Raw genomic sequence first — 18,870 nt, 5'->3', positions numbered from 1 at the left:
TTGACCGGGTCGGACAGCGGGTTCATCGAACTCGACGGTGTGGAGAAGGTCTTCGAGGTGCGCCGGAAGACCGGTTTCATGAAGCGGGAGCGGCGGCGGGTGCGGGCCGTCGACTCGATCTCGTTCCGGGTGGACCGCGGCGAGATGGTCGGCTACATCGGCCCGAACGGCGCCGGCAAGTCCACCACGATCAAGATGCTCACCGGCATCCTCACGCCGAGCGCGGGCCGGGTGCGGGTGGCGGGCATCGAGCCCTCCCGGGAGCGCGTCCGGCTCGCGCACCGGATCGGGGTGGTGTTCGGGCAGCGCACGACGCTGTGGTGGGACCTGCCGCTGATCGACTCCTACCGGCTGATGCACCGCATGTACCGGATCCCGGACGCCCGTTACCGCGAGAACCTGGACCGGCTGGTGGACCTCCTGGGGCTCGCCGACCTGCTGGAGGTGCCGGTGCGGCAGCTCTCGCTGGGGCAGCGGATGCGCGGCGACATCGCGGCGGCGCTGCTGCACGACCCGGAGGTGCTGTACCTGGACGAGCCGACGATCGGGCTGGACGTGGCGTCCAAGGCGAAGGTGCGGGAGTTCCTGCGGGAGTTGAACGCCGAGCGCGGGACGACGGTGCTGCTGACCACGCACGACTTGCAGGACATCGAGCAGTTGTGCCGGCGGGTGATGGTCATCGACCACGGGCGGCTGGTGTACGACGGGCCGCTGACCGGGCTGCACGAGGTGGGGGAGAGCGAACGGACGCTGGTCGTGGACCTGGAGCGGGAACTGCCGCCGATCGAGGCGCCGGCGCCCGCGCGGGTGGTCCGGGTGGACGGGCCGCGGCAGTGGCTGGCGTTCCCGGCCGCGGAGTCGGCGGCGCCGCTGGTGGCGACGATCGCGGCGCGGTACCCGCTGGTCGACCTGTCGGTGCGGGAGCCGGACATCGAGGCGGTGATCGCCAGAATGCTGCACGCCTCCGGGGACACCCGCAATCCTCCGCCGGAGCGCGCGACCACGTAGTGCCCGGCCCGGGCAACTCGTAGTCTGCTGTACATGACCGACGACGCAGTCCCGGACCTCCGCGCCTCCGACGCGGACCGTGAGAAGGTCGCCGACGTCCTGCGGGACGCCCTCGCGGAGGGCCGGCTCGACATGGCGGAGTTCGAGGAGCGGCTGGACGCGACGTACCGGGCGCGCACCTACGGGGAACTGGCGCCGATCACCCGGGACCTGCCGGCGCCCGGCGTCACGGCTCCGGTGGTGTCGCCGGAGAGGGAGCCCGCCGCCGGGACGGGCTGGTCGGGGCGGATCGTCGGCGGCGAGGCCTCGTCGACCTGGGCCGCCGCCGTGATGTCCGGTTTCCAGCGCAAGGGGCGCTGGACGATGCCCCGGCGGTTCACCTGCTTCGCCTTCTGGGGCGGCGGGGAGATCGACCTGCGTGAGGCGTACTTCACCGAGCGCGAGGTCGAGATCAACGCGATCGCGATCATGGGCGGGGTGGATGTGATCGTCCCGCCCGGCGTCGAGGTGGTCGTCCGCGGCATCGGCGTCATGGGCGGCTTCGACCACCGCGAGGAGGGCGTGCCGGGCGAGCCCGGCGCCCCGCGCGTGGTCGTGACCGGGTTCGCCTTCTGGGGCGGCGTCGGGGTCCAGCGCAAGCAGACCCGCGCGGAGAGGCAGCGGATCCGTGAGGCCCGGCGCCGGGAGAAGCTGGACCGCGGGGCGGAACGCCGGGAACTGGACTGAGGTGCCCGGCGCGGGGTTCCGCCGCCGCCCGGGCTACAGCTCCGCCGGCGCCGATCCCTTCAGGGACTCCAGGTCGAAGGCCTGCGCCATCCGCGTGTAGCCCTTGTCGCTGGGGTGCAGGTGGTCGCCCGAGTCGTAGTCGGCGCGCAGCCGGCGCGGGTCGTAGGGGTCGCGCAGCGCCCGGTCGAAGTCGACCACCGCGTCGAAGACCCGCCCGGAGCGGATCTCGGCGTTGACGGCCTGGCGCACCGCCTCGCGCTGGTCCGTGTAGCCGCGGTGGCCGTGGAACGGCATCAGGGTGGCGCCCACGACCTTCAGGCCGCGCGCGTGGGCCTGGTCCACCAGCGTGCGCAGGCCGCCCAGGATGGCCTGCGGGTCGGCCAGGCGCGGGTTGCGCAGGATGTCGTTGACGCCGAGGTCGATCACGACGACCTTGACGTTGGTACGCTCCAGCACGTCACGCGAGAAGCGGTTCAGGCCGCTGGGGTTGTCCGCGGGGCGGCCCAGCCCGTCGGTGAGGACGCGGTTGCCGCTGATGCCCTGGTTGACGACGCTGTAGCGCGGCAGGTCGCGCCCGGCGGCGATCTCCGCGCGCAGCCGGTCGGACAGGACGTCGGTCCACCGGTTGTTGGCGTTCATGGTGGACGTGATGCCGTCCGTGAGGGAGTCGCCGAGGGCGACGACCGTCCCGTCGGACTCGTTGCTCAGCACGTCCAGCGCGGTCAGGTACCGCCAGAACCTGGTCTGCTCCGTGTACGGCGCGCCCGTGGTGTCCCGGGTGTGGTCGCCCTGTGCGAGGTAGGAGGTCTGCCGGGCGTGCGGGTGGTACGTCACCGTGCCGGAACCGGCCGGGGAGTACGTGGTGATCAGTACGTCCGCGTCGTGCGGGACGGCGATGCGCACGGCGTCGCTCATCACCTGCCGGCCGGGCGGGATGACGACCGTCGGGCCGCCGCCGAAGGTCAGCCGGCGCAGGGTGTCCGGCAGCGCCGCCGCCGTGCCGCCGCCCGCGGACAGGGCGATCGACGCGCTCGTGATGCTCAGCGGGGAGCGGCCGTAGAGATTGGACAGCGTCACGCGGGCACTCGTACCGCCGACGCTGGTGTGGACGACGTTGCGCACCGAACGGTCCGCCATGCCCGTCGTCTCGGTGCCGGGTTCGCCGGCGGCCGGGGACGTGGACCACGTGCTGACCCAGGTGCCGGTGGAGGCGGGAGCGGCGGAGTTCGGGGCGCGGCCGTCACCGAGGGCGTTCCGGCCCGGCTCGCCGTTGTCGGACGCCACCCCGACGTATATGGCGGTGGAAAGGGCCACGATCGCTGCGACGACCAGGGCCAAGAGGGCGTAGCCACGTCCTCGGGTCATGCTGTGTAGTTCTCCTCGGGCGATGGGAGCCCAGGGGCTCCGATCTGATGTGCCCATGATGCGTCATGGACCGGGGGAGGCTCACAGGACCCCGTGGCAGTACCCCCTCCCGACAGACGCCGGGAACTCCTGTTCCGTTCCAGGAGTCGGTCAGGAAGGGACAATGTGTGCGGGATCACCAAGCGGGTGGAGCGGATGGAACGTACTGAAACGGAACAAAAGGTCGGTGTCGGCGGGGAGCATGCCCGCCCCGGCACCCCCGTGAACCGTGCGATGACGACCTTCAGCCCGGCGGACGAGGAGAAACAGCGCGGCGTACGCCGGATGAAGCTCACCGCCACCGGACTGCTGCTGTTCGTGGCCGTGGTCTACGTGCTCACCAAGATCGCGCAGAACTCCGGCGCCGGCGCCTGGGCGGGCTATGTCGCCGCGGCCTCCGAGGCCGGCATGGTCGGCGCGCTCGCCGACTGGTTCGCCGTCACGGCCCTCTTCCGGCACCCCCTGGGCATCCCCATCCCGCACACCGCGATCATCCCGACCAAGAAGGACCAGCTGGGCGTCTCCCTCGGCGAGTTCGTCGGCGAGAACTTCCTCTCCGAGGACGTCGTGCGCCAGCGGCTGCGCGCCGTCGGCATCGGCAGCCGCCTGGGCGCCTGGCTCGCCGTCCCCGAGCACGCCGACCGGGTCACCGCCGAGCTGTCCACCGCCCTGCGCGGCGCCCTGACCGTCCTGCGCGACTCCGACGTCCAGGCGGTGGTCGGCGAGGCCATCACCCGCCGTGCGGGCGCCCAGGAGATCGCCCCCGGCATCGGCAAGATGCTGGAGAAGGTCGTCGCCGACGGCGGCCACAAACGGGTCGTCGACCTGATCGTCACCCGCGCCCACGACTGGCTCGTGCTGCACGGTGACTCCGTCATGGACGCCGTGCAGGGCGGCGCCCCGGGCTGGACCCCGAAGTTCGTCGACCGGAAGGTCGGCGAGCGCGTCTACAAGGAACTGCTGCGCTTCGTCACCGAGATGCGCGACATGCCCGCCCACCCCGCGCGCGGCGCCCTCGACCGCTTCCTCACCGACTTCGCCTCCGACCTGCAGTCCGACACCGACACCCGTGCCCGCGTCGAGCGGCTCAAGGGCGAGGTGCTCGGCCGCGGCGAGGTGCAGGACCTCATCGCCAGCGCCTGGACGGCCGTCCGGTCCATGATCGTCGCGGCGGCGGAGGACGAACGCAGCGAACTGCGGCTGCGCGTACGGGCCTCCCTGCTGTCGCTGGGCTCCCGGATGGCGAGCGAGCGCAAGGTGCAGGACAAGGTCGACAAGTGGGTGGAAGACGCGGCCGTCTACGTCGTCACCACCTACCGCAAGGAGATCACCTCCCTGATCACGGACACGGTCGCGAGCTGGGACGCCGAGCACACCACCAAGAAGATCGAGGCGAACATCGGCCGCGACCTGCAGTTCATCCGTATCAACGGCACGGTCGTCGGCTCCCTGGCGGGCTTGCTGATCTACACGGTGACGCACGCGCTGGGGGCGTAGAGCGCCCGGCTCCGGGCACCCGATCCGGGTTCTTCTCGACGAGGAGGGAGCCCATGGCCACCGCGCAGGCCGAGACCGGCCGGACCCTGACGACCGACATCCCCGCCAGACTCGACCGCCTCCCGTGGTCACGCTGGCACTGGACGATCGTCATCGGTCTCGGCACCGTGTGGATCCTCGACGGTCTCGAAGTCACCGTCGTAGGCAACATCGCAAGCCGCCTGTCGGAACCCGGCAGCGGCCTGCCCATCACCTCCGGGGAGGTCACCGGCATGGCCGCCGCGCTGTACGTGGCGGGGGCCTGCGCGGGAGCCCTGTTCTGGGGCCGCCTCACCGACAAGTGGGGGCGCAAAAAACTCTTCATGATCACCCTGGCGGTCTACCTGGGGGCCACCGCCCTCACGGCGATCTCCTTCGACACCTGGTGGTTCTTCCTCTTCCGCTTCCTCACCGGCTTCGGCATCGGCGGCGAGTACGCGGCCATCAACTCCGCGATCGACGAGCTGATCCCCAAGGAGTACCGCGGCCGCGTCGACCTGATGATCAACGGCAGCTTCTGGCTGGGCGCGGTCTTCGGCTCGCTGCTGTCGATCGTCGCGCTGGACACGGACATCTTCGCCGCCGACGTCGGCTGGCGCCTCACCTTCGCCCTCGGCGCGGTCCTTGCCCTGGTCATCCTGCTGGTCCGCCGGCACGTCCCGGAGAGCCCGCGCTGGCTGCTGATCCACGGCCGTGACGACGAGGCGGAACGCATCGTCTCCTCCATCGAGCAGGAGATCGAACGCGAGAACGGCAAGGCGCTGCCGCCCGCGGAGGGCGAGATCACCATCCACCAGCGCCGCAGCGTCTCCTTCCTGGAGATCGGCCGCACGGTCTTCTCCGACTACCGCAAGCGTGCCGTCCTCGGGTTCTCCCTCTTCATCGGCCAGGCGTTCCTGTACAACGCCATCACCTTCGGCTTCGGCGCGATCCTGACGACGTTCTTCGACGTCCCGAGCGGCAACACCGGCTACTACTTCGCCGTCATCGCGCTCGGCAACTTCTTCGGCCCGCTGCTGCTCGGCAAGCTGTTCGACACGGTCGGCCGCCGCGTGATGATCTCCGGCACGTACATCCTGTCCGGCCTGTTCCTGTTCGGCACCGCCTGGCTCTTCGACCAGGGCTCCCTGAACGCCGCCACCATGACGGCGTGCTGGTGCGTGGTCCTGTTCTTCGCCTCGGCGGGCGCGTCCAGCGCCTACCTGACGGTCTCCGAGATCTTCCCGATGGAGACCCGGGCGATGTCGATCGCCTTCTTCTACGCCATCGGCACCGCGGCCGGCGGCATCAGCGGCCCGCTGCTGTTCGCCAAGCTCACGGAGTCCGGCGTCGTCGGCGACACGGTCCTCGCCTTCTCGATCGGCGCGACGCTGATGTGCCTGGCGGGCCTGGTGGCGGCGCTGCTCGCGGTGAACGCGGAGCGCCGTTCCCTGGAGGACATCGCGAAGCCGCTGACGGCGACGGCGGGTACGGCGAAGTCCGGCGTCCGGGGCGGTGGCGACTCCCAGGGCCCGGACGCGGGTCGCGGCTCGGATCCGGGCACGCCGGGGTCCAGCCCGGCGACGGTGTAGAGCCGGCGCCGCGGAGTGGGCGGGCGGCGGGACGGCTGCCGGCCCACTCCGGGGCCGGAGGCTCGGCGGTACGGAGGTCATGCGGTCGGGAGGTCCGGCGGTCACGCGGTCCGGTGGCCGCGGAACCTGCGCTATAGTTGATCTGCGCCCGCTCGCCGAACTCCGGCAGACGGACGATGCGTTGGTGGTCCAAGGAAAGACGCCCCACTTCCTGTGGGGAGATGCAGGTGCAAGGCCTGCCCGGCGCTCCACTTGAGAACCCGGCCCTGGTGACAGGGCCGGGTTCTTTGTTGTGGGCCCACGCTGCTGTGCGCCCACGTGGACCGGCTCGCCGGCGCGGGCCGACAGCGGGGCGCGCTGCGGAGCGGGCCTGCCGACTGGGTCGCCGACGGGCCCGCCCCGGACCGGCGGCCGACCGCGCCGCCGTCGCGGTCACCGTCCGGCCGGACCCCTGATCGGACGGGTCACCGACGGGCCTACGCGTCGCCGCGCCGCCGGTCCGCCACCACCCACGACGCCAGACCCACGGCACCCGCCACGCCGAACACGGCGGGCCAGGCCCCCACCTTCCGCGCCAGCGGATGCGACCCGGCGAAGGCCGCGACGTACGCGGCCGACAAGGCCCCCGCGGCCACCCCGCCGGCCTGCTGCCGCCACTGCCGCGCGGCCGCCGCACCGGCGACGGCGAGCACGACCCCGCCCAGCGGCCGCTGCCTGGTCCACCGGGCCATGCCGTACCCGCCCACGAGCCCGCCCGCGGCCACCACCGCACTGGGAACCTTCGCCATTTCCTGCCTCCTGCCTCGCTCATGGGCTCGAGCCCACGCGATCACGAGCACGAGGCTAGCTCTCGCGACAACGCCCCCGGCGGCCACCCCCGACCCCGAACCTGAGTCGGGGGTTGTCAAGTTTCCTCCTCCGAGCTATATAAGAAGACGCAGAACATCGGGCATCGCACTCACAGCGTCTGAAGAGAGGAGTGACCCGTGATGCTCATGCGCACGGACCCCTTCCGTGAACTCGACCGACTCACCCAGCAGGTCCTGGGCTCTGCCACCCGCCCGTCCGCGATGGCGATGGACGCCTACCGCTCCGGGGACGACTTCTACGTCCACTTCGACCTCCCCGGCATCGACCCCGAGACGATCGAGCTGGACGTCGAACGCAACGTCCTGAACGTGCGAGCCGAGCGCAGGTCGCCCGCCCCCGAGGGCGCGGAACAGCTGGTCGCCGAACGCCCCACCGGCACCTTCACGCGCCAGCTCTTCCTCGGCGACACGCTCGACACGGAGCGCATCGACGCCTCCTACGAGGCCGGTGTCCTGACCCTGCGCATCCCGGTGGCCGAGCAGGCCAAGCCCCGCCGCATCCAGATCGCGGGTGGCGACAGCCGCAGGCAGATCAGCGGCTGACCGCACCACCCCGCGAACACCGCCCGTCCACGGGTCGCGCCGCCGCTTGCGGTACGCACTCTGGTGGCGCGACCCGGGAGGGCCGCACCCACGCACCTGGAGGAAGAACCCGCACATGAGCACGGCGACAGTGTCCGGTGTGACCACGAGGGCCCACGAGGACGACCACGGCTGGCCCCGCCTCGTCGAGGCAGTCCGCGCGTCGGGCCAGTACGACACCCCGGCCGAGGCCGAACAGGTCATCCGTACCGTCCTGACGGCCCTCGGCGCCCACGTCATCGGCGACGAACGGGTCGACCTCGCCCGCGCCCTCCCCGAAGAGGCGGCCCGCCTGATCGCCTCCCAGATCCCGGCCACGCACCGGCTGCCCGCCGCGCGGTTCGTCGACGAGGTGGCGTCCCGCACCCCCGGAGCCACCTCCGCCACGGCCCGCTGGGACGTCAGCTCGGTCCTCGGCGTGCTCCCACCCCTGATCGGCGACGACCTGGTGACCCGCATCCTCACCCAACTCCCCCCGGGCTACGCCCTCCTGTTCGGCCGAGCGGACCTGAGCCCGGCGGCGTAGGCTCCCCAACCCGAACTGCGTACGACGGCCACCACGGTGGACGACCGGCGGTGGCCGTCGGGCAGCGGCGGTAACGGCTGGATCGGCCGGAACGGGTTGTTCTTGACCTCGACCATGATTGAGGTTCTAGGTTCGTCCTGTCCCTCCCCGGGGACACATCGCAGACGGGAGAACCGACGTCATGAACACCCACGCCGGAGCCCTCAGGGATTACCCCGACGAAGAACTGGCCGCGCAGCCGATCGGCGCCTGGACCGGCCAGGCCTACCGCAGGGTTGTGGGAGCCATCCGCGCCCAACTGGCGGTGGAGAACCTCACCCAGCCCCACTGGTGGACCCTCAACCACGCCGCCGGCGCCCCGGGCACCTGGACCCGCACCGCCCTCACCGCCCGCCTGACCCCCTACGACGACCAGAACACCGACTTCGAGGCGGTCTACGACGACCTGACGGCCCGGGGCTGGCTCACGGAGGATGCGACGGGCGCCATGACCCTCACGGACGAGGGCGAAGCCGCCCGCCTCCGCGCCAGGGAACGCAACCTCCGAGTCCACCACCAGACCCACGAGGGCATATCCCAGGCCGACTTCATCACCACGATCAATGTCCTGCGCCGGATGGTCGCCAACCTGGGCGGCGACGGCAACCTGCCCGAGGATCCCAAGTAAGTCGCGGTGCTGAGCAGGTCGGCTGGGCTGTCACAGATCGGGGGCCGCACTCACAAAGTGACGCCATGCCTCATGCCCGACGGAGACGATGGGCCCTCTCACGTCCTTTGAATCGCGTATCAGCGCAGCACTCGCACCGTAGGCGCACTCCACACACTCGGTGGTGTTGGCGCCGCTGTAAGACGACTTGAACCACCTGGGCTCGACGGCTATCTGGGGGCCAGCGGACATTCAGAGCTCCTTGCGGGCGCGATGGATCAGGACGGAGGAAGCCTCCATGTCCAACGCTTGTGCGCGCAGGTACTCGAACGCAAGTCTGTATCGCTCCAGTTCCTCTTCCTTCTCCAGGAAGAGGGAACCCGTGTGGAAATCCACGTATACGACGTCGAGGGCCGGTTCGGGACCGCCGATGATGACGAAGCTGCCCAGGGCGGCAGCGTGCGCCCCCTTGGCGAACGGCAATACCTGGAGGGTGATGTGAGGGGACTCGTTGGCCTCGAGGAGCCGGTCTAGCTGCTCCCTCATGACCGTCGGCGACCCAACAACGCGGCGGATCACTGATTCATCAAGGATCGCCCAGAGGTGCAGGGGCTTGGGGCGGGCAAGGATCTCCTGTCGCTTCATCCGGATGTCAACGAGCCGCTCGATCTCCACCGCTTCCAAAGGGACCTCGTTGGCCTTCTGGAGAGCGGTGCTGTAGGCGCGCGTCTGCAGGAGCCCGGGGACGTACACGCAGCAGAAGTGGTTCTCGCGTACGGCCTCGTCCTCAAGGGTGAGGAGCAGGTTCATGCTCTCCGGGAGAGAGTCAGCGAAGGAGCTCCACCAGCCCTGCTCCTTGGCGCTCTTGGCAAGGTTGACTACCGCTCGACGCTCAGCATCTGTCGCGCCGTACTCACGGCAGAGCGCTTCGATCACAAGCCACTTGACCGGCCCGGCAGTTGTCTCGTACCTGCTGACGGTCGCCTTCGAAACGCCGACCAGCCTTCCGGCTTCCTCGAGAGTCATTCCGGTACGAGAACGCAACTTGCGCATGGTCGCGCCAAGTTGGCGGCGTCGTGTGGTGCTCCGTTCGGGCATGCGGCTCCTTCACCATGGGGCGGGCTTCAGCCCGAACAACGCCCCTCAGGCTAGGGAGCAGTGAACCGGACTCACCACCGGATTCACCCGATAGATTCTCATGAGAAGTTACACAGTGAGATTTCTCTGTGCCATGCTCTCTCTGGTCGCTACGCAGCGCGGTCATACGGATACGGTGCGGATGTCGTGTTGCGTAGCCAGGGAGGGAGGAGTGGTCATGGCCGGCTACGACGTCACGGAGCCTCGACTTCGCTGCGTTCTGCCCTTTGAGGCTGCGCCAACGGAGGTGCGCCTGCTGCGGAAGGCAGCTACGCGGCAGCTCAGTCGGTGGGGTGCGTCCCTGGTCTCTGACGAGGTCGAGCTCCTCGTCACGGAGCTGGCCACCAACGTCGTCAAGCACGTGGGGGAAGGCGCGTCGGCGACTTTGATCCTTGAGCGGAGCGGGAAGCGCCTACGCCTGGAAGTCCATGACAAGAGCTCGGTGGTGCCCATCGTCAGAGCAGCTGGATGGGGTGACGAGTGCGGTCGCGGCTTGCATCTGATCGAGATGATGGCCCTGGACTGGGGCGCAGTCGTGACCGCGGCGGGTAAGGCGGTCTGGTGTGAGATCGAGCTCGCTAGCGAGGGGAACTGCCGACGGGTGGAACGGGCTGTCGCGGCACTTGAGAACTACGAGAGAGTCACACGTGGTCCGGGTCAAGAAACCCAAGACGTGCACCGCGTAGAGTCCGCGGTCGAGCTGATCGCTGACTTGCTCCACTGGTCCAGTACGCGGGGCCATGACCCGGACGACATCCTCGACCGTGCTCAGTTGCACTATCAGGCTGAAGGGGAGGCGGCCTGACCTAGCGCCCTTCACCTACCGGTGTCCGGGTACCTCGGAACTGGAGGGCAAGCTGTAGTGAGCCTCGGGCCAGTCGACGCTACCGTCTGCGTCAGCTTGGGCGACGTGTTGCAACAACAGCGCTGTCGGGTTCTGTATGTCGATGTCGGCTTCGCCGATCAACAGGCGAGCAGTGATGGGGATTGAGGGGTAGTCGATCCCAAGCAGACTGCATATGTGCTCGAAATCCTCGTTCTTGTTTCCATCACCTAGGTTTCCGTGTAGGTATGTGCGGAGCCGGGAGCAGATATCAAGCATTGCGTTTCCGCTGTCCGTTACGCTGTACTCTCCCCCTTGCAAGCTGCCACTTTCCAAGAAGCCTATGATGAAGAGGCGTTCTGTTTCGAGTCGGAGAGCATTGGAGTCGGTGGCCAGTGCATTGGCTGTGTGTCGATGGCTGCGGTAGCCGTGCTTCTTGACGTGGGAGAGGATCTTGAGGGGAAGGCCTGGGCGTCTTGAGGATGCAAAACGCGTCACGTCTTGGGGCGTGAGGCCGCCGAGCGCCACTTGAAGAAGCAGGTCTTTGGTGATCTCCTCTTTCAGGAGGTCGTAGACAGCCTCCCGGGAGGCCTCGTCGTCTGCATCGAAGTCGGCCGGCACCCAGAAGACCCGCAGGCGAGAGAGGCTCTCTCGCATGGTCTTGAGGTAGTCCTGGGTCACCTCTGCCAGGCGAGCACGGTTGCTGCTCTCGTGACGCGCTATGTACACGGCCGCGGCGATGTCCTGCTCGTGCAGAAGGGTTCGCAGGTCCTTGTCGATCCCGTCTCCACCGTGCCTCCAGAGGGTCTGTCCAGCAACTACCTTCGACCAGTCCTTCTTTAGGTCGCAGGAAAAGTCAAAGCGCTTTCGTTGGCCTTCCGTGTAACCGAAGAGCTGTGATCTCGACGCGCCCTCCATGATCTTGAGGGCGGTTTTGGAGAGGTAGATGTGCTCGGGGGACTCAGCCATGTTTGCTCCAGGGATGTGGGTGCGGTACTTCTATCGGGCTGCGCATCTCGTGTAGCCCTGAGCATCGCCGTAGACGAGGTCGATTCCTTCTGTGTGGAGGAATCTGATCAGGTCGTCTTGTGGTTTATCCGGGAGCAGTGCGGTCAGTTTGGGGGCCGCGGGTTTGATGTGTCGAGCGAAGTCCTTGAGCTGACCTACGGCCATGCGTATCTCTTCGCGGGTGCTTGCACCGCGTATGGCATAGAGCTCATGTGCGGTGGCGTCGTAGAGGTCAGTCTTGAGGGTGGAGGTCGTGCCCGAGATCTTGATTTGGAACGCGGCAACGTCATGGCCCTGTGCCATGAGCTCTGCGAGGTACTGCTCCCGGATGGCTGCCTGGCGCAGCTCGGCTATGAGGCTGGGTTGCGCGGCACGTCTGCTCTCCGTCGCCCGTTTCCTCTTCGGCTCCACCAGTGTGGTGGTGACCACGTCAGCGGAGACCCTCTGAGATGCGGTGGTGTCCGCGCGGGTGATGACGTCTTGGCTGAGACGCTCAAACTCCCCCATGGGACGTAGCCGGAAGACGATGATGAGGCGGGGCCGATGCTCCTCGTCGAGTGCCTCACGCACCGTGTACGGCACCTTCGTATCCAGCTGGAACTCGCCCACGTAGCGCTGCTGCTTAGCAGACGACCTGGAGTCGCTGACCTTTCCCGCTGCCATGAAGACGCGTAGCGACTTGCCGGCGTCAGCGTGGTACAGGACTGCCGCATTGCGTGACCCGCGCTGCCCGAGAAACGTTTGGTCACCGCGGGTGCCTTGCCCGGTGTACTCGAAGACGGGACCGAGCTCGTCCTCCTCTTCAAGCCAGCCGTCCTCGTAGCCGTACTTCTTACCGCTGTCATGGTCTGTGTAGATGAGGATGTTCGGGCTGTTTTTGGGGATGATGATCCCCCCTTGGCTCCCTCCGCCGAACAGTTCATGCATGGCCGAGCGGGTGGTCAGCAGTCCAGGCTTGATCGAAGCTAAGTCCATGCCATGACGTTAACTGATCGCTATGACAGTGAACTTGCTCAACTCCCGGCAGCGATGGCCGCGTATGTCCACACGTCCGCAGGCAGCTCGTGCTTCAGCCGCCACGTGATCGCCATGGGCTTGCTTCCGGTGTGGTCCTCGTAGGTAGCAGGGCCCAGGAGCATCCACGGTTGGGACTTGCCGATGTCGGTGTTCTTGTACCGGCGCACAAAGAGCAGGATGTGGCTGCCCCGTTCGGCATGGTGTTGGTAGCGCAGGCCGGTGGGCGAGTTCGATGCCGTTGCGTTCTGCGACTCCCAGTGGAAGAGCGTCGGGCTCAGCGCGTAGTCCTTGTATCGGACAGTGGGCGAGAAGTCCTTCTCGTTCTTCTCCAGCGTGATCAGGAGCGCGTCCGTCTGGAGCTCTTCCACCCACTGCACGCCCTGGGCGAAGGACCTGGGCATCTGTCCGCCGATGCGGGCCACTCCCAGGGCGGCCAGGATCTCGGAGCGGTTGTACGAGCAGTGCACCTTCAGGGGCACCTGGCTGTGACTGCCGGACAGCGGGATCGGCACGTGGTCCGCCTGCGCGAGGACATAGGAAAGCACTTGCCGAAGTTCCTCGCGAACGGTGCGCTGGTCGCGCAAGGAGTCGAGACCTTGCTGGTAGCTGGTGAAACCGCCTGCGTTGTCCCACAGGTTGAAGAACAGCATCCGGGCGTACGTCTGGTCGGTGAGGTTGAGGTCGTCGTAGCGCGGTACCTCGTCGGCCAGGAGACGGAGGTAGGCGTTGGCTCGTTCAGGGTCATCGATGTGCAGGAAGGCGTGGACGCGCTTGAGGAGCGCCGCTTCTCCCGTGGGGGCGGTGGCGTTGATGAGGCCGGCCCGACGCAGGATGTCAGTCCAGGAGTTGTCGCTCTTGTACAGCTCCTTGATCTCCCTACGGCTTTCCCGCAGGTAGTCCGCAAGCAGCGGTGTTTCATAGGCCCTGGCCTCATTGGCCAAGGTCTTCACGTTCGCGCTGAGCTGCGTGCGGATGTTGTCAAGCACCAGCTTCTTGGCCTTGCCCTCGAGGATGATCTGGCATCCGGACGGCAGGAGGGGAAAGTCGCGCTCGATGTGGTCGACGAGGCGATTGCGAGAGAGGTTGGTCAGGGCGCGGAACTGCTCCTCGAAGCGGAACTCCGCTCGATGCTGTCCGATGAAGTCCAGGACGGTGAGCACCGGCTTGGTTTCCGTGCGTCGTAGTCCGCGGCCGAGTTGTTGGAGGAAGATGGTGGCGCTGTTGGTCGGACGTAGGAGGAGGAGCGTGTCGACATCCGGGATATCGAGGCCTTCGTTGAAGAGATCCACGGAGAAGATCACTTGCACCTTCCCCTCGCGCAAATCAGTGAGCGCTTGAGCCCGTACTGCGGCAGGGGAGTCGCTGGTGAGGGCGACTGATTGGAAGCCAGCCTTGTGGAAGAAGTCGGCCATGAAGTGGGCGTGCCTCTTGTCCACACAGAAACCCAGCGCCCGCATGGCTCCTGGCTGGGAGACCTTGTCCCGGATCTGCTTGACGACGATGCGGGCCCGTGCCTCGTTGCCTGTGTAGAGGTTGCCGAGTTCCTGGTCCGTGTACGTACCCCGTCGCCAGGTGAGGTTCGTCAGGTCCGTGCCGTCAGGGATGCCGAAGTAGTGGAAGGGACAGAGCAGGTCGTTCTCCAGGGCTTCCCAGAGACGCATCTCGGCGGCGATGCGGCCGTCGAAGAACTCGTCCTGCACATTGAGCCCATCCATCCGCTCGGGGGTCGCGGTCAGGCCGAGGAGTTCCTTGGGCTTGAAGTGGTCGATGACACGGCGGTAGGTGGATGCCGTGGCGTGATGGAACTCGTCGATGACGATGATGTCGAAGTGGTTGGGTGCCAGCTCTTCAAGTCGTTGGACGTTGAGTGACTGGACGCTCGCAAAGACGTGGTTCCACGCCTGAGGGTCCTCACCGCTGTAGAGCAACTCGCCGAACGAGGCATCGTCGAGCACCTCTCGGTAGGTGCGCAGGGATTGCTTGAGGATCTCCTTGCGGTGCGCCACGAACAGCAGCTTCGGCCGGCGGTCAGCGAAACCCTTGGCGAGGCTTCGGTAATCCAGAGCCGCCATGACGGTCTTACCCGTACCGGTTGCTGCGACCAGCAGATTACGGTCACGTCCGCGTAGCTCGCGCTCCACCTGCAGGCGTTCCAGCATGTCCTGCTGGTAGGGGAACGGGCGTACTTCCAGACCGGAGAGGTTGATTTTCAGGTCGGTGGTGGAGGTGTTGCCTCCGGCTTGGGCAAGGGCGTGGTCGAGGCGCTCGCTGTGGTGGTCAGGGTCGTACGTCTCGAATGCCGAGTCGCTCCAGTAGGCGTCAAAGGTCGCCTCGAACTTGTTCAGCACGGCTGGGGTGGCCACAGAAGAAAGGCGAACATTCCACTCCAAACCATCCAGGAGCGCGGCTTTCGAGAGGTTCGAACTGCCGACATACGCCGTGTCGAAGCCCGTGTGACGGCGGAACAGCCATGCCTTGGCGTGGAGCCGAGTGGATCGGATCTCGTAGTTGACCTTGACCGTTGCACCGAAGTCGCGGACGAGGCGATCCAGGGCGTGACGGTCGGTCGCGCCGATGTACGTGGTCGTAATGACTCGGATCGGCACTCCCCGTTCCTGTGCAGCCCGCAAGGAATCCTCAAGGACACGAATGCCGTACCACTTCACGAAGGCGCAGAGCAGGTCGATGCGGTCCGCAGTGGCCAATTCGGCCCTGAGTTCGGCACCGAGGCTCAGGTCTTCGGGAGAGTTCGTGATCAGGGATGTCTCGGACAGGGGTGTGAGGGGGCGTAGCGCGTAGACGCCCGGAGCTTCCTGCCGGGCGAGCGTGAGGAGTTGGCGAGGACCTTCAGCGATAGTGCTCGGCGCCGCTGCCTCAGCGGGGTCTGAAGTGCTACGAGCAAGGGAGGCGAGGATGCGGTTCGCTGTCGTGACGCGGTCTTCGGGGCGCAGCTCACTCAACCGCTGGCCGATGGCTTCACCGAGGTAACGGGCCAGTACGTGGGGCGCGGATTCCGGGGTGACTTCAGCGTCTACTGCCTTCCAGCCAGCGGCTTCGAACTGCTCCAGCTCGTCCTGGAGATCGCTGGTGATCAGCTTTTCGTAAATGCCCGCGATGGGCTGCGCCTGGTCCGCTGCTTCCGCCATGCCTGTTCCCCCTGATCCCTTACTCCCACGCAGACGATCACTCGTGGCGATAGGGATCAGTTCTAACAGCACCTGCTGACAGAGAGGGGGCTGTACCGGAAAACTGGAGCTGGCAGGCGCCTATAGCCCTGCGGGCCGCCCGCAACCGGGCCGCTCCAGCCCCGGTCACGGCGTGAACGGGCAGCCCGATGCAGCGAGACCGGCGGCGCCCGGCCAGTACTTCCCCGCGCCCCTCGTCGGTCGAAGTCAGACGGCGCTGCCGTGGCACTCCCCGTACGCCCGCCCCGACCCGCACCAGCACCCCGCCCCCTCCTGCGGCGGCCACGCCACCGCCCGGCCCCGGGCCGCCAGGGTTGTGGCGTACTGGGGGAGGAGGGTGGGGTCGTTCGGGGACGAGCCCTCCGAGGCTGCGAAGGCCTCGTAGGACGGGACCGTGCCGGTGACGATGCCGAGGTTGGGCGTGCCGGAGGAGGCCAGTTCGCGCAGGGCGCGCTCTATCGACGCGAGGTGTTCCTCGTGGGAGGGGTACTCCTCGGCCAGGGCCGGATACGCGCCCAGGAGCTCCGTCAGTTCCGTCGCCGGCCAGTGGAGCATCGCCACCGGGAACGGGCGGGAGAGGGCCTCGCGGTAGGCGCCGAGCTCCGCGCGCAGGCGGAGGATCTCCGCTTCCAGTTCCGCCGGGTTCTCCGAGCCGAGCGACCACACGCGCTTGGGGTCGTGGAGCTCGTCCAGCGAGACCGGGAGCGAGTGGACCGTGTCGGCCAGGGCGTCCCACTCGTCGTGGGAGCGGCCCAGCATGCGGCGGACCCGGTGGCGGCCGAAGAGCAGGGGGTGGGTCGGCTGCGGGGGCTGCGCCACGTCCGTCAGGAGGAGGCGCACGGCCTCGGTGAAGGTGTCGTGCGCTGCTTCCAGTTCGTCGTGCGACTCCAGGGCCTCGGCCACGATCACCCAGGGGGCCGGGTCCCGCGGGGCCGCCGTCCGGACGCCGTCGATGATCGCCCTGGCCTCGGCCTCGTGGCCGTACTCCCACAGGTTCGAGGCCTTGAGCGCCCGCACCAGGTGGGGATGGTCGAGGGCCTCGGGGGAGGACAGGAGGCGGTCGTAGAGCTTGGTCGCGGTGGGGCGGTCGCCGGAGAGCTCCAGGTGGGCCGCGGCTCGCAGCAGCAGGGCCTCGGCGTCCTCGGGGTACAGGCCGGCGGTCCGCTCCAGGCGTGCCGCCTCGGCGGTGTGGTCGACGTTTTCGGCAGGCGTGTCGGGGCGCATGGGGGACACCGTACTGCCGGCAGGTGACGAGCGTGAGAGATGCGCAGGCCAGACCACTCCCACACGCACGCTCGTCACCAGGGCTCCACCGTTCGCCCCGAACCGCCGCCCGGTCCGGCTACGGCGTCACGTTGTCGATCTGGAGCGTCTGGACCGATTTCGCGGCGAACGGGACGATGACCGACTTCCCGGACAGGCGGATGTCCGAGCGGGGGGTGTAGAGGTCGCCGCCACCCGTCGTCACCGTGTTCCAGCGGGGCACCAGGCCTCCCGAGCCGCCCGTCACCGTCGTGAAGCGGGAGAGGTCGAAGGTGAGGTTCTGGGGTGTGCCGGCCGTGTTGACGGCCACCAGGACCAGGCGGCGGGACGTCGGGTCGTACGCCGCCACCGCGTAGCCGACCCCTGTGTCCAGGATCGTCATGCCGGGACGGATGTGGCGGCTGAACTGGGCCATCACGTAGTGCTTGGTCTGGACGGTGGTCGGCTGGAGGGTGTTCGCGTCGTAGGCGATCATCGCCCAGCCCGTCGACGGGTCCATGACCTGCCAGTAGCACCAGGCCGTGGGGTGCAGCCAGCGGAAGTCGTAGCAGAGGTTGGACGCCATGGTCAGGCCCGTGCCGTCGCTGTCGCCGGTCTCGGAGTTCCACAGCTTCTTGCGGGAGGTCGTCACCACGTCCGTGTACAGGAGGTCGCGGCGGCCGCCCGAGCCCTGGTAGCCGTGCACGTTGACCTGGGAGACCAGGGATTTGGTGGACGAGCCGAACGACGCCCAGGTGGAGCGGGCGGTGTCGTAGTTCGTCTCGTCGGAGGCCGCGATGCGCACGCCCGTCAGGCCGCGCTTGTCCAGCTCGCTGCGCAGGTGGGGCAGGACGGCCGCCTGGACCGCCGGGTCCATGTGGCAGCCCTCCTGCGTGCCGGTCGCGGTCCACCAGGTGGAGGCCGGCTCGTTGAAGGGGTCGACCGTCGCGAAGTTCACGCCCCAGTTCGACTTCGCGTACAGGGCGGTCGCGGCCAGGTGGCTCGCGTGCTGGCGGTAGTTCCAGGTCTGGAGGTTGTTGCCACCGCCGGCCGCGCCCGAGGGGTTGTGGTTGCCGCACATCCACCACATCGGGGAGTTGGCGAACAACTCGGTGATCGCGCCCCGCTGCACCGCCTTGACCAGCATCGCGCGCTGGTTGGCGTCCGCCGACCACTTCCAGGCCGAGGAGGTGGGGTCCTCGTTGTTCCAGTCCTGCCAGAAGCCCTCGATCTGCTTGAAGCCGGGGATGTTGGGCGACTCCACCATGCTTTCGCCGCCGACGCTGTTCCAGCTGCACGCGCCGAGGTTGTAGCGGGCGATGTTGAGGCCGAGGCCGGGCAGGGAACGGCCGTCGTACGTCACGGACTTGGTGGTGAAGAACAGGTCGGCGAAGTCGTCCCGGGCGCCGAAGACGTTGGCCCACCAGGCCAGCGAGGTGCCCCAGCCCTCCCAGGTGCCGTACGTCGCCGACGGGTTGACGGCGATCGTGGCGTCCGCGTGGGCGGTGCCCGTCGCCAGGGCGCTGCCGAGGAACGTGCCTCCCGCTGCGGCCAGCAGGGATCTGCGTCGGATCACGGCTCCTCCGTAAG

At 67.9% G+C, this 18,870-nt stretch carries 16 protein-coding genes and 1 pseudogene; 8 read left to right on the top strand and 9 right to left on the bottom strand.

The genetic code is table 11. The features are described 5' to 3' along the window. Both ACPXCS_RS10735 and ACPXCS_RS10730 read left to right on the top strand, forming a co-directional pair. Entirely contained in the window at positions 1 to 1,008 is a 1,008-nt protein-coding gene (locus tag ACPXCS_RS10735) for an ABC transporter ATP-binding protein (protein ID WP_425947437.1), read from the top strand. 33 nt (positions 1,009 to 1,041) lie between these two features. Beyond that, a pseudogene (locus tag ACPXCS_RS10730) lies at positions 1,042 to 1,728 on the top strand (DUF1707 SHOCT-like domain-containing protein); the annotation flags it as partial. A 39-nt stretch (positions 1,729 to 1,767) separates the two neighbouring features. On the opposite strand, the gene ACPXCS_RS10725 reads toward ACPXCS_RS10730, so the two are convergent. Further along, positions 1,768 to 3,099, bottom strand: coding sequence for an SGNH/GDSL hydrolase family protein (locus tag ACPXCS_RS10725; RefSeq protein ID WP_425947436.1), 1,332 nt, complete (start codon positions 3,097 to 3,099; stop codon positions 1,768 to 1,770). Positions 3,100 to 3,294: 195 nt separating this feature from the next. Between ACPXCS_RS10725 and ACPXCS_RS10720 the strand changes: the two genes are divergently transcribed. Further along, positions 3,295 to 4,635 carry a DUF445 domain-containing protein gene (locus tag ACPXCS_RS10720; RefSeq protein ID WP_425947435.1) on the top strand — a complete coding sequence of 447 codons (1,341 nt, stop codon included), beginning with the start codon at positions 3,295 to 3,297 and terminating at the stop codon, positions 4,633 to 4,635. Between the two features lie 53 nt (positions 4,636 to 4,688). Next, the gene (locus tag ACPXCS_RS10715; protein WP_425947434.1) at positions 4,689 to 6,245 is read left to right on the top strand and encodes an MFS transporter; all 1,557 of its coding nucleotides are present in this window, start codon (positions 4,689 to 4,691) and stop codon (positions 6,243 to 6,245) included. Between the two features lie 476 nt (positions 6,246 to 6,721). Here ACPXCS_RS10715 and ACPXCS_RS10710 read toward each other — a convergent pair whose 3' ends face one another. After that, positions 6,722 to 7,033: a hypothetical protein gene (locus ACPXCS_RS10710; protein ID WP_425947432.1), complete on the bottom strand. Its 312-nt coding sequence runs from the start codon at positions 7,031 to 7,033 to the stop codon at positions 6,722 to 6,724. A gap of 201 nt (positions 7,034 to 7,234) precedes the next feature. Between ACPXCS_RS10710 and ACPXCS_RS10705 the strand changes: the two genes are divergently transcribed. The 3 genes from ACPXCS_RS10705 to ACPXCS_RS10695 all read left to right on the top strand — a co-directional run bounded on the left by ACPXCS_RS10705 (position 7,235) and on the right by ACPXCS_RS10695 (position 8,889). After that, complete coding sequence (locus ACPXCS_RS10705) at positions 7,235 to 7,657, top strand: Hsp20/alpha crystallin family protein (protein WP_425947430.1); 423 nt, start codon at positions 7,235 to 7,237, stop codon at positions 7,655 to 7,657. Between the two features lie 115 nt (positions 7,658 to 7,772). Continuing rightward, positions 7,773 to 8,222, top strand: a complete 450-nt coding sequence (locus ACPXCS_RS10700; RefSeq protein WP_425947428.1) for a DUF2267 domain-containing protein — start codon at positions 7,773 to 7,775, stop codon at positions 8,220 to 8,222. 181 nt (positions 8,223 to 8,403) lie between these two features. After that, a complete protein-coding gene (locus ACPXCS_RS10695; protein ID WP_425947426.1) occupies positions 8,404 to 8,889 on the top strand; it encodes a MarR family transcriptional regulator in 486 nt (161 codons plus the stop codon). A gap of 30 nt (positions 8,890 to 8,919) precedes the next feature. Here ACPXCS_RS10695 and ACPXCS_RS10690 read toward each other — a convergent pair whose 3' ends face one another. Both ACPXCS_RS10690 and ACPXCS_RS10685 read right to left on the bottom strand, forming a co-directional pair. Further along, positions 8,920 to 9,120: a DUF397 domain-containing protein gene (locus ACPXCS_RS10690; protein ID WP_425947425.1), complete on the bottom strand. Its 201-nt coding sequence runs from the start codon at positions 9,118 to 9,120 to the stop codon at positions 8,920 to 8,922. After that, positions 9,121 to 9,966, bottom strand: a complete 846-nt coding sequence (locus tag ACPXCS_RS10685) for a helix-turn-helix domain-containing protein (protein WP_425947423.1) — start codon at positions 9,964 to 9,966, stop codon at positions 9,121 to 9,123. 217 nt (positions 9,967 to 10,183) lie between these two features. On the opposite strand from ACPXCS_RS10685, the gene ACPXCS_RS10680 reads away from it, so the two are divergent. After that, positions 10,184 to 10,810, top strand: a complete 627-nt coding sequence (locus ACPXCS_RS10680) for an ATP-binding protein (RefSeq protein ID WP_425947422.1) — start codon at positions 10,184 to 10,186, stop codon at positions 10,808 to 10,810. 15 nt (positions 10,811 to 10,825) lie between these two features. On the opposite strand, the gene ACPXCS_RS10675 is transcribed toward ACPXCS_RS10680, so the two are convergent. The 5 genes from ACPXCS_RS10675 to ACPXCS_RS10655 form a co-directional block, all read right to left on the bottom strand. Continuing rightward, on the bottom strand, positions 10,826 to 11,797 hold the full coding sequence (locus ACPXCS_RS10675; protein ID WP_425947421.1) for a hypothetical protein: 972 nt from the start codon (positions 11,795 to 11,797) through the stop codon (positions 10,826 to 10,828). Between the two features lie 30 nt (positions 11,798 to 11,827). Further along, positions 11,828 to 12,811: a hypothetical protein gene (locus ACPXCS_RS10670; RefSeq protein ID WP_425947420.1), complete on the bottom strand. Its 984-nt coding sequence runs from the start codon at positions 12,809 to 12,811 to the stop codon at positions 11,828 to 11,830. Positions 12,812 to 12,849: 38 nt separating this feature from the next. Continuing rightward, on the bottom strand, positions 12,850 to 15,999 hold the full coding sequence (locus ACPXCS_RS10665; protein WP_425947418.1) for a DUF3427 domain-containing protein: 3,150 nt from the start codon (positions 15,997 to 15,999) through the stop codon (positions 12,850 to 12,852). Between the two features lie 246 nt (positions 16,000 to 16,245). Next, positions 16,246 to 17,262: an SEC-C metal-binding domain-containing protein gene (locus ACPXCS_RS10660; RefSeq protein ID WP_425947416.1), complete on the bottom strand. Its 1,017-nt coding sequence runs from the start codon at positions 17,260 to 17,262 to the stop codon at positions 16,246 to 16,248. Positions 17,263 to 17,380: 118 nt separating this feature from the next. After that, the gene (locus tag ACPXCS_RS10655; protein WP_425947414.1) at positions 17,381 to 18,856 is read right to left on the bottom strand and encodes a beta-1,6-galactanase; all 1,476 of its coding nucleotides are present in this window, start codon (positions 18,854 to 18,856) and stop codon (positions 17,381 to 17,383) included. Between the last annotated feature and the right edge of the window lie 14 nt (positions 18,857 to 18,870).

It is taken from the genome of Streptomyces sp. DT190 (assembly GCF_049846985.1).
Taxonomy (GTDB): Bacteria; Actinomycetota; Actinomycetes; order Streptomycetales; family Streptomycetaceae; genus Streptomyces.
Note: the sequence above shows the minus strand (reverse complement) of the source record. Positions and strands in the feature narration are given on the sequence as shown.